This is a genomic window from Paraburkholderia caffeinilytica (genome assembly GCF_046030355.1).
GTDB lineage: Bacteria > Pseudomonadota > Gammaproteobacteria > Burkholderiales > Burkholderiaceae > Paraburkholderia > Paraburkholderia caffeinilytica_B.
Window position 1 is genome coordinate 102,592 of record NZ_JAQQCQ010000027.1, and the last position, 9,191, is coordinate 111,782.

At 58.0% G+C, this 9,191-nt stretch carries 9 protein-coding genes; 2 read left to right on the forward strand and 7 right to left on the reverse strand.

The features are described 5' to 3' along the window. Positions 1 to 130: 130 nt before the first annotated feature. Positions 131 to 1,549: an aminotransferase-like domain-containing protein gene (locus tag PQQ95_RS30910; RefSeq protein ID WP_408444635.1), complete on the forward strand. Its 1,419-nt coding sequence runs from the start codon at positions 131 to 133 to the stop codon at positions 1,547 to 1,549. Between the two features lie 92 nt (positions 1,550 to 1,641). On the opposite strand, the gene PQQ95_RS30915 is transcribed toward PQQ95_RS30910, so the two are convergent. The 6 genes from PQQ95_RS30915 to PQQ95_RS30940 form a co-directional block, all read right to left on the reverse strand. Then, positions 1,642 to 1,845, reverse strand: coding sequence for a DUF2970 domain-containing protein (locus tag PQQ95_RS30915; protein ID WP_408444638.1), 204 nt, complete (start codon positions 1,843 to 1,845; stop codon positions 1,642 to 1,644). A 756-nt stretch (positions 1,846 to 2,601) separates the two neighbouring features. Further along, positions 2,602 to 3,651, reverse strand: a complete 1,050-nt coding sequence (locus PQQ95_RS30920) for a porin (RefSeq protein ID WP_494471481.1) — start codon at positions 3,649 to 3,651, stop codon at positions 2,602 to 2,604. A gap of 358 nt (positions 3,652 to 4,009) precedes the next feature. Then, the gene (locus tag PQQ95_RS30925) at positions 4,010 to 4,480 is read right to left on the reverse strand and encodes an aminotransferase class III-fold pyridoxal phosphate-dependent enzyme (RefSeq protein ID WP_408444640.1); all 471 of its coding nucleotides are present in this window, start codon (positions 4,478 to 4,480) and stop codon (positions 4,010 to 4,012) included. Between the two features lie 135 nt (positions 4,481 to 4,615). Continuing rightward, positions 4,616 to 6,151, reverse strand: a complete 1,536-nt coding sequence (locus tag PQQ95_RS30930; RefSeq protein WP_408444643.1) for a sodium:solute symporter family protein — start codon at positions 6,149 to 6,151, stop codon at positions 4,616 to 4,618. A gap of 23 nt (positions 6,152 to 6,174) precedes the next feature. After that, complete coding sequence (locus PQQ95_RS30935; protein ID WP_408444645.1) at positions 6,175 to 6,408, reverse strand: hypothetical protein; 234 nt, start codon at positions 6,406 to 6,408, stop codon at positions 6,175 to 6,177. A 114-nt stretch (positions 6,409 to 6,522) separates the two neighbouring features. Then, positions 6,523 to 7,962 carry an amidase family protein gene (locus PQQ95_RS30940; RefSeq protein WP_408444647.1) on the reverse strand — a complete coding sequence of 480 codons (1,440 nt, stop codon included), beginning with the start codon at positions 7,960 to 7,962 and terminating at the stop codon, positions 6,523 to 6,525. Positions 7,963 to 8,200: 238 nt separating this feature from the next. On the opposite strand from PQQ95_RS30940, the gene PQQ95_RS30945 reads away from it, so the two are divergent. Continuing rightward, positions 8,201 to 8,869 (forward strand): TetR/AcrR family transcriptional regulator, encoded by a 669-nt coding sequence (locus PQQ95_RS30945; RefSeq protein ID WP_408444650.1) that lies wholly within the window; start codon positions 8,201 to 8,203, stop codon positions 8,867 to 8,869. A 139-nt stretch (positions 8,870 to 9,008) separates the two neighbouring features. Here PQQ95_RS30945 and PQQ95_RS30950 read toward each other — a convergent pair. Beyond that, a partial coding sequence (locus tag PQQ95_RS30950; RefSeq protein WP_408444651.1) for a hypothetical protein occupies positions 9,009 to 9,191 on the reverse strand: 183 nt, incomplete at its 5' end.

The window sequence follows — 9,191 nt, forward strand, 5'->3', positions numbered from 1 at the left end:
CGCAATCGTCGCTCGCTCATCGACAGAAGCTATAGTATTGCGGCACAGTTTCCCGGTAGACATGCCGGGAATCTCGCGACACAGCGTGCGCTGTGGGTTCGGTCCGCGAAGAACACGGTAAGGGCAATCAATGAATCGCTACGAGACTATTGCGAAGAATCTGGCAACGCAAATCCGGGAAGGCTTGCTTCCCGCCGGAGCCAGGCTTCCGTCGCTTCGCCACCTGATCGCGCAGTATGGCGTGAGCCAGTCGACGGTATTTCGCGCCTACGCGCTCCTTGAGCAGTGGGGCCTCGTGCGCGCCGAGGAGCGTGCTGGGTACTTCGTCACTCAGGGCGCCACTGTGAACGAGGCGGTTCGGACAGAAGGACTCGCAACGGAACCAAAGAAGGTAGATGTCAGCGACCTGGTGTTCTCCGTGCTTGAGTCAGCCCGGCATCCTGACATTGTGCCGTTGGGTTCAGCGTTCCCCTCACCACTGCTCTTTCCATCTGCGCGGCTTCTGAAGTCACTGGTCTCCGGCACGCGGTCGCTCACCCCATGGAACACGGTAGAAGATCTGCCGCCCGGTAACGACCATCTCCGCCAGCAAATCAGTCTTCGGTATGTTGGAACGGGTATGTCCGTGTCGCCGAACGAAATTCTCGTTACAAACGGCGCCCTCGAAGCATTGAATCTATGTCTGATGGCCGTTACCCGGCCTGGAGACCTCGTAGCTGTAGAGTCCCCGGGTTTCTACGCCGCCCTGCAAGCGATTGAACGGCTCGACCTTCGCGCTGTGGAAATACCTGTTGACCCGGTGTCCGGCCTTGACCTGGAAGCGTTACAAAGTGCGCTTGACCAGCATCCCATTCGAGCGTGCTGGTTCATGCCCAATTTCCAGAATCCGACCGGCACATCCTTGTCAGCAGACAAGAAGCGCGCTCTGGTCGAACTACTGCGTGGACACGAAGTACCGCTCATCGAAGACGATGTCTATCAGGAGCTTCATTTCAGCCGCGACCGTCCGCTGCCGGCCAAAGCGTTCGATACAGAGGGGCTTGTCATGCACTGCAGTTCATTTTCAAAAACACTCGCACCGGGCTATCGAGTCGGGTGGACAGCGGCTGGCCGATTCACTGATAAAGTCCGACGGCTGAAGCTGATGACAACACTTTCTGCGTGCATCCCCGCACAAGCGGGAATTGCCGACTATCTGCAGCACGGAGGATACGATAGACACTTGCGCTCGCTGCGGTCGTCGCTTCAATCGCAGCTCGATCGAATGGAGGCGGCTCTGCACAAATGGCTGCCGAGTACCGTTAGGTGGGTGCGTCCAACGGGTGGCTACCTTCTGTGGCTACAACTCCCACAGTCTATCAAAGCAATGGAGCTTCACGCGTTGGCAACCGCGCGCGGTATTAGTATCGCTCCCGGGCCGATTTTCTCAGCGATGCACGGCTTCCAGGACTGCATCCGGCTCAATTTCGGCCATCCTTGGGACAATCGCTTCGAAAACGCGATTCGCGGACTTGCCGAAATTCTCGACGATCCTTCTGTTCACGGCTAATGTCACCAATGCAGCATAAACGGTCGAGTTTACCCGCGAGGTACTCTGCGACGCGTTGCCAATTGAATCCGTGTGCACGAGTTCACTTGCAATCAAAATCCTTGCGTCGAACTTGTGACGTCAGCAACCAAATGTACGACTCCAAAGATGAGTAAGCCAATCATCAAGGCGAGTGCGACTGCGACAAACGGCAGCAGCACCATGTTGACATTCGCCAGATCTGCCTCATGAGCAGCGCGTTTGCGTACACCAAAAAAACTGGCCAACACCATGCAAACCATACGGAAAAGTTCCACGATCTTTCTCCCAAGGATTCATCTCATGCTTAATGGTCTCGTATAGCTCTCGGCACTAGAAGAAGCAGTTCTCGCCGATTCGAGGTAAGCAGAAACTTTGCCGTGTGTGAGCTAACCCGGACTGCCGCGAAGAATGCGATTGCAGACAGTCGAGACGAGAAAGACCGTCTATTCAACAGCCACATGGCGATGAGTGAAGCTCCAGATGCGGGCTGCGGCAATCGGTGCTATTCCCTTCGTGATATTCGACGGAAAGGGAGGCAGCCAACTCCCCCGGAAAGCCGCGCCAGGTTTGACTCCCAACGCTACGGATCGCCTCCCACCCATGATCCTACCCACACTTCGCGCCAAATCGACTGCAACCCGTTTCCGTCCCAGTGTTTTGGAACGATCGACCCGCATCGATCCAGCGATCACGATTCAGCGGTAAGAAACCGGATTGCCCATCACTTACAGCGAGGAACTGCGGCGCACTCGCAGCGCTAAAAAAACGACTCCCATCAGCACATAGCCATTAGAAAGCGATGCCTCTCTCTCATCACGCCACCCACGCCCCGGATCCTTCCGATCATCGATTCACTTGCACATCCGTACGAGAAATTCCGTTACCGGGCGGCGCCCCCAAGCGAGACCGTGCGCTTGATTTCTTCGGCCCATTTTTCGCCGATCTGCCGTCCCCGACTCTGCGGATCATGGGTATTAGTGACGCGGGAATAAACGATCACTTCTGGAACTCCTTTTTCATTTGACGACGCGTCAGAACGTGTGGGTTATTCCGAGCATTACCCCAAGCTGGCCAACTCCGTTCAGCAACGTGGGATCGTACTCGTAGACTGTCTGCGAACTTTGGCTGGAATTTCTCGAGTACGCGGCATTAAGGTATGTGCTGGTCCGCTTCGACAGATTGTATGTCATACTAAACGAATAGAGCGTCGGATTACCCACGCTCGGCGTGTTCGAAAGGGTTTGATAGACGCCGCCGGCAAAACTTAGATCCGAAAATATCTGGTACCTTGCCCCCGTCCACAGGACGGTCTTGACCGGCGCCAGATCTCCCGTCTGTCGTTCGAAGCCGGCGTAGGCGGTAAAACCGCCAATGTGGTAGTTCGCCGCGAGCGTTGCGATGACTCGCTTCAAACCTGAAGTGTCATCTGCATCGCTGACATAGGTTCCATACGACTCCCTGATCACGCCACTGGCGCCAAGCGAAGTACCCGAAAATTGGACACCGAGTTCAAGCACCCGGCCTGATGTCGAACGACCGGCGATACCGCCCGTGGCGGCCAACGCCTCCAGTTCGATGCCGCCCAGCGAGGCCGACTTGAACTTGACCGCATTGCTGACGAAATTATCCGTGACAGGTATAACCTCTCCGTCGGCGCTGTACGCCGAGAGCAACAGCGGATCAAAGTACAGGTTTTGGTCGAAAAGCACGGTTGTCTGCCGGCCTATCGTGGCAGTACCGAACGGGCCAGAAAGGCCGACGTACGCGCCACGGAAAAAGGCATATCCTGGCACCGTCGGGGTCCCGTCGTTCAGGTTGAGTCCCTGTTCGAGTTTGAAAACCGCGCTAAGGCCACCGCCGAGTTCCTCCTTGCCCGACATGCCAACCAGAGAGGGAATATTCCCGTAGTTCTGAAGGTTGATCTCGCTATTCGTTCCGTCGGCATGCGTGCGGTACTGAATCCCGGCATCAAGAATCCCGTACAGGGTGACACTACCCTGTGCGTGGACGCAGGCCGGCGCGGCGCACAAGAGCGCGGCGACACCAATGGCGCGGGCCAAAAGCCCCTGGGCGGGAAACACGCTTCCATCTTCACCCAATCGGGTGAAGGTGTCCGAAATCAGCTTCTTCAAGTTTAGTCTCCAAGCGGTTAAATGTTGTTCCAACCTTCTTTCGATTGCACTCGATACCCCCGTCGAAATCGCAAAGCGACAACGCCTCAAATTCATATTTTGTATACCTAATCAATATACGAATAGTGGCCTTTGATCCTGCATGGTGAATGACGCATCAACTCAGTCAGCAATCGAACATCGATTTGATTTCAGGAGCGGCGCCCAAAACGCGTGAAACGACACCACTCATTCCTATCGATATAGAGCGGCGGATGCCTGCTCCTTGGTCCATCCGACTTCTCGCGGTGGCTGCGGCCGCCTCGCTTCAGGCGGCCGTCAACCCTTGCTGGACCGCCCAGGCATACGTGTCGTCGAGCGCCTTGCCGATACCGTCGAACATCTCGTCAAGTTGATCCGGCGTGATGATGAGCGGTGGGCACAGCGTCACGGTATCGTTCAGTCCGCGCGTGATCACGCCGTGTGCGAGTGCCCGCTTCGCCGCATACCCGGCAACACCCGCGCCCGGATCAAACGATTCGCGGCATGCCTTATTCTTCGACACCTCCAGGCCGCCGAGCAGGCCGACGCCTCGTGCTTCGCCAATCAGCGGGTGGTCACCCAGACGTTGCAGATGAGCCTGGAACACGGGCGTAAGCTCCCGAACGCGCGCGACGATGTCGAATTCCTCATAGATCCGGATCGTGTCGAGCAGGTCAAGAGGACTCACGTCCTCGCGACGCAGCAGATCGACCACCTCACAAGCAGTTAGATCGATCAGGGTTGAATCGAAACTCATGATCTATCGCTCACTTCATTGAAATCTCGAGAAACGGCCGTGCCAATTCCGGCAGCGCGCCCACCCCGGTTGTGCTGCGCAGGGGCGTCAATGCTCTGCGCCGCTCAAGCCCATGTCTATTCCGGACGCGGCCTTTTATCCACCACTCTGCGTGGCCTGCATTGCAACCGCAGAAGACGGTACGCTGCTGCCGGGACAGGCGCGCGCGGATGACGACGTCGAATCGAACAGTTCGTCGAGCCGGGCCTGCTCCGCGGCGGAATGAGGAAAGAGGTAGGCGCACGTGGCATAGATCGCGAAGTTCGCCGCGAGCCCGATCACACCCGACGTCAGCCCATGAGCCCAAGGCACGGAACCGTGGTATATCCATTCCAGCGCACCTGTAACGACGAAACCGACGAATAGGCCTGCGATCGCACCTTGGCGATTGCCGCGCCGCCAGAAGATCCCAAGCATCAGCGGGACCGCGAGCTGGATGATGCCCTGATACGAAAGCACGGCGAGCGAGAAAAGGGCTGGCAGCGTCGAGCAGGCGGCCCAGGCGGCGAGCGCAGTGACGACCCCCATGCCGAGCTTCGCGATGACGAGAAGCTGGGTATGGGTGAACCTGCTGTTCCTGCCCGCAAAGCCGCCCGCGACCTGCGCCCCGATTGCCTGAATGCCGCCATCGATATTGCCCATCGATGCGGCCAGAACACACACTCCCGCCAGCGCCAGCGCGCCCAGTCCGCCGGCATCCCGGCTCAGTGTGAACCAGACGTTGTCGGGATGCGCGGCCACGTCCGGGAGTTGGCTGGCGAGCATGCAGGTGAAAAACAACCCGCTGCTGAAAATGATCGACCACGGCAGCGCAAGCACCGCCGCCTTCTTGACACTGCGCACACCGTCAGCAGTGAATAGACGAACGAAAATGGACGGCCAGCACCAGCCGCCGATCGCACCGCTGAAAATCAGCGCGAAGAGATAGAGAGATCCCTTGTCCGATCCGAAGCCGGGAATCGACAGTACACCTGTGCTTAACGACGACAGATGAATCCCGCGAGCTTCCACGAGCCAGATGAGCAGGCCCGCAATCAGCAGCGAGCCGCCACCGTACGCAACGATGCCCTGGAACATATCCGAGATCACCACGCCGCGCATCCCCATGCGGATCGTCCAGAACTGCCGGACGACCATCACCGCGACAGCAAGAATGACGGATGCGGTGAACGACAGATAACCCAGCGACAGGTCGTGAAACATCGCGCCCAATGCCTGCATGCCGAGAACAAGCCACGGAAACGCGGAGACGATGCCGATTACCGCCGTGAGCGCCTTGATGTGGTGCGAGTCGTAGCGCAGGGAAAAGAACTCTGACTGCGTGGCCAGATCGAAACGCTTTCCCCAGGTCCAGACCCGGGTCGCCATCGGGTACATCAACACGACGGTGAGCAGGCTGTAGGTCAGCAAATAGAAACTGAACACGCCGGTGCCTGCGGCCAGGCCGGCGAACGCCGTAAATGTCGCCCCTGGATACCAGGTGTTCAAAAACGACATGGTCTGGTACCACGGGCCGAACGACCTGCCCCCGACGGCATAGTCCGAGAAATTGCGGTCAGCCACAAACGATTTCTGCAGAATCCAGATCACCGCACAGAAAAATAGTGCCAGCGCACCGTACGTCACCCACATGATGTCTCTCCGGAGAAGGCTGATCAGGCGATACCGCGCCGGGTATCCACCCAGTACGCAAACGCAATGCTGGCGCAGATGCAAAGTGATACGCCAAGGAAATAGGCCAACGTAACCGGCAACCCCAAAACGTTGGGCAGGGGAAGTGCGATGCCCCAGTGAATGGGGGGAAAGAGCGCAACAAACCAATCCAGGGCGAACCAGATCGTCACGCAGCGCGACAATGGGGTATCGCAACGCAAGAACCTTGAACTCATTCGTGACTCCTATAGATGCACGCGCCGCCGCGCAATATGCGACTCAATATGTTTTGCCGGTCGCTGGACTGGTCTGTTTTTTGAAGGAATTAATCCGGGCGCTTTGTTGTCGGTCTACCCAAAAGCCCGCGGCATGCAAGCGTGCCGCTCAATCGATTCGCCGGCGGACAGGCACAGATCCTCGCGGAATGCCCCGGCGACGATCTGAACCCCGACGGGCACATCGCCATGCAGGCCGGTCGGTACGCTCAAGCCAGGATAGTTGAGCGCCGCAATCGCCATCATCGGAAGCTGTTCATCCATGATGTCCGACATGGCTTTATCACCGGCCAGATCGAGACCATATTTGAACGGTAGCTGCAGTGATGTAGGCATCAGCATCACCGGGTACTGTTCGAAGAATGCGTTCCATTGCCGGCGCAGGCCATCACGTTTCGCAAAGGCGCGGATGTAGTCCTCCAGCGTGGTGGACTTCCCAGAACGGGCATACATTGCGCGCACCGCTTCACGCGCGCCGTCATCCCCATACTGTTCGATAAGCGGTGCGTAGCCTAAGCCTAGTTCGGTCATCGCAATCGTCATCCAGACGTCCAGAGCCTCCTTCAACCCAGGCGGCGTCTTGCGCTCCACAATGTAGCCCTCCTCGCTGAGCCATTGAGCCGCGCGCTCCAGGGCAGCACGAACCTCGGGGGCAAGCGGAAGGCCGTCGAAGTCATCCACGAGCGCCACCTTGATCGGACCTTTGGCAATATCACCGGTCAACTGCGCGGGAATCCAATCGGGGTCGCGCACATCACGGGTGGACATGGCTGCGAGGCTGATGCGCAAGTCGCGCACGGAGCGTGCAATCGGCCCCTGCACGGCGAAATGCTGCGACGAGAAAGTCCGGACATCACCGCCGCTCGGCGTGAACGAAGGAATGCGACCGGCGGTGGGACGCAAGCCGGCCAAGCCGCATGCATAGGCCGGGTAGCGGATCGAACCGGCGATATCGTTGCCATGCGCTATCGGGCACATTCCGGCAGCCACCGCAGCGCCTGCCCCGCCCGAGGAACCACCGGGCGTGAGTTCGTCATTCCACGGATTCAGCGTGCGTCCGTGCAAGTCATTCTCGGTAAACCACCGGAACGAAAACGCGGGAGCATTGGTGCGCCCGACAATCACTGCCCCACTGTTCAGCAGGTTCGAGACCACCGGGCTATGAGCACGGGCAACGTCATCCCGTCTCGCGACCACACCGTTTGTGGTCGGTTCGCCGAGTACATCGATGTTGCACTTGATCGACACGGGAACACCATGCAGAGGACCTAGTTTCTGGCCCGACGCCCGCGCGGCGTCGGCGGTATCCGCCGCATGCAAAGCCGACTCTGTGTTGACGTGGGAAAACGCATTGATGCGGGGGTTGCTCGCCTCGATCCGTTGCAGACAGCTCGTCACGGCTTCGCGACTTGAGATCGTGCCATCCGCTATTGCATCGGCGATCTGCCATGCGTCCCACTGCCAGATGTCACGGGATTCGGTAGCCATCTCACTATTGAACCGGGTAATTTCCACTTTAACTCCTCAGAAAGCGCAGCTCGAAGCGCAAGGATTGAAAGATTCCGACCTTCCCGCCGCAGCCGCCCGCGGCTTCCATCGACGGAAGGTTGTTCACGCTTGATGAGGATTTAAACCGAACAAAAGATCGGTTTATATGCATAGAAACCCGTACTCGGCCATCCGCTGCCGGTCCGCAGACACAGATTGGGCAAATCGGTATGATGTCCGGACCATTGCCTCAGGAGAAACGCAGATGCAGGAAGAAACCTCGCCCGGGCGTGCCGGTCGGTCCGCCCGGAGCTTGTCAGCACGCAAGATGCCGCACCAGTCGAGAGGACGCGAGACAATCGAGACGATCTTGAAGGCAGCAGCCATTCAAATCGAGAAAGGTGGCCTGGATGGGCTGACAACCCGCCGGATCGCGCAGGAGGCTGGAGTTTCTGTTGGCGCCTTATATGAATATTTTCCGAACAAAGAGTCGATTATTCTGGCCCTGGCACAGCGCTGGATGAGCCAGATCTATGAGGTCACTGAGGCCGTTCACCCTCGCCATGGCGCCACGCATGACCTGCTGACCTACCTGAACAAGTCGATCGATTGCATTGTCCCGTTGTATCGCGATCAGCCGGGGTTATCGGCGATCAATACCATGCTCACCTCTGCCCCGGACTTGCGCGCAGCGGCCGAAGAGCACCGGCGCCGGTTTGTTGAACTCGTCGTCGATTCGATATCGATGCTCCTACCGAACGCCGCGGTAGCGGACATTGCCGTGCTGGCTCGTACCCTCCAGATAATCGGTCACGGCATGATTAGCGAGGCATACGTGCGCGACGCGCCGCATCCCGAGAAATTCATGGAAAGCCTGAAAGTTTGCCTGTTTGCACTTGCAGCGCGACTAATGCTTGCCCCGGGATGCCCGTGAACTGTTTGGTCCGATGACAGGGTTCAGATGCTCAAGGTGTCCTGACGGACTCTGTTGCCAATCGGCGGCGAGAGCGCGAAATTGTGTGTTTGTGTTTGCCTTTCAGGACAAGCTCGCATAGGCGAGTTCGTGACGCTTTTTATTTTGCGCCGACACTTTTTGTTTTTACGATCACATCGGAGATCAGAGAAATAGAAAGTGGCATGACTCGCCTGTCACGACGGTCCGTTATCGAGCCGGAACGGCCAGTCGCCGTTCTCATTAGCAGCCATTCGGTATCAGTCAGCAGGAAGTTGCCCAACTGCTTCAATCGACTATTTCG

Coding starts and splice junctions, on each gene's coding strand:
- PQQ95_RS30910 (WP_408444635.1), top strand. CDS start 131: ATGAATCGCTACGAGACTATTGCGAAGAATCTGGCAACGCAAATCCGG.
- PQQ95_RS30925 (WP_408444640.1), bottom strand. CDS start 4,480: ATGAGTTTCGATTCAACCCTGATCGATCTAACTGCTTGTGAGGTGGTC.
- PQQ95_RS30930 (WP_408444643.1), bottom strand. CDS start 6,151: ATGTGGGTGACGTACGGTGCGCTGGCACTATTTTTCTGTGCGGTGATC.
- PQQ95_RS30935 (WP_408444645.1), bottom strand. CDS start 6,408: ATGAGTTCAAGGTTCTTGCGTTGCGATACCCCATTGTCGCGCTGCGTG.
- PQQ95_RS30945 (WP_408444650.1), top strand. CDS start 8,201: ATGCAGGAAGAAACCTCGCCCGGGCGTGCCGGTCGGTCCGCCCGGAGC.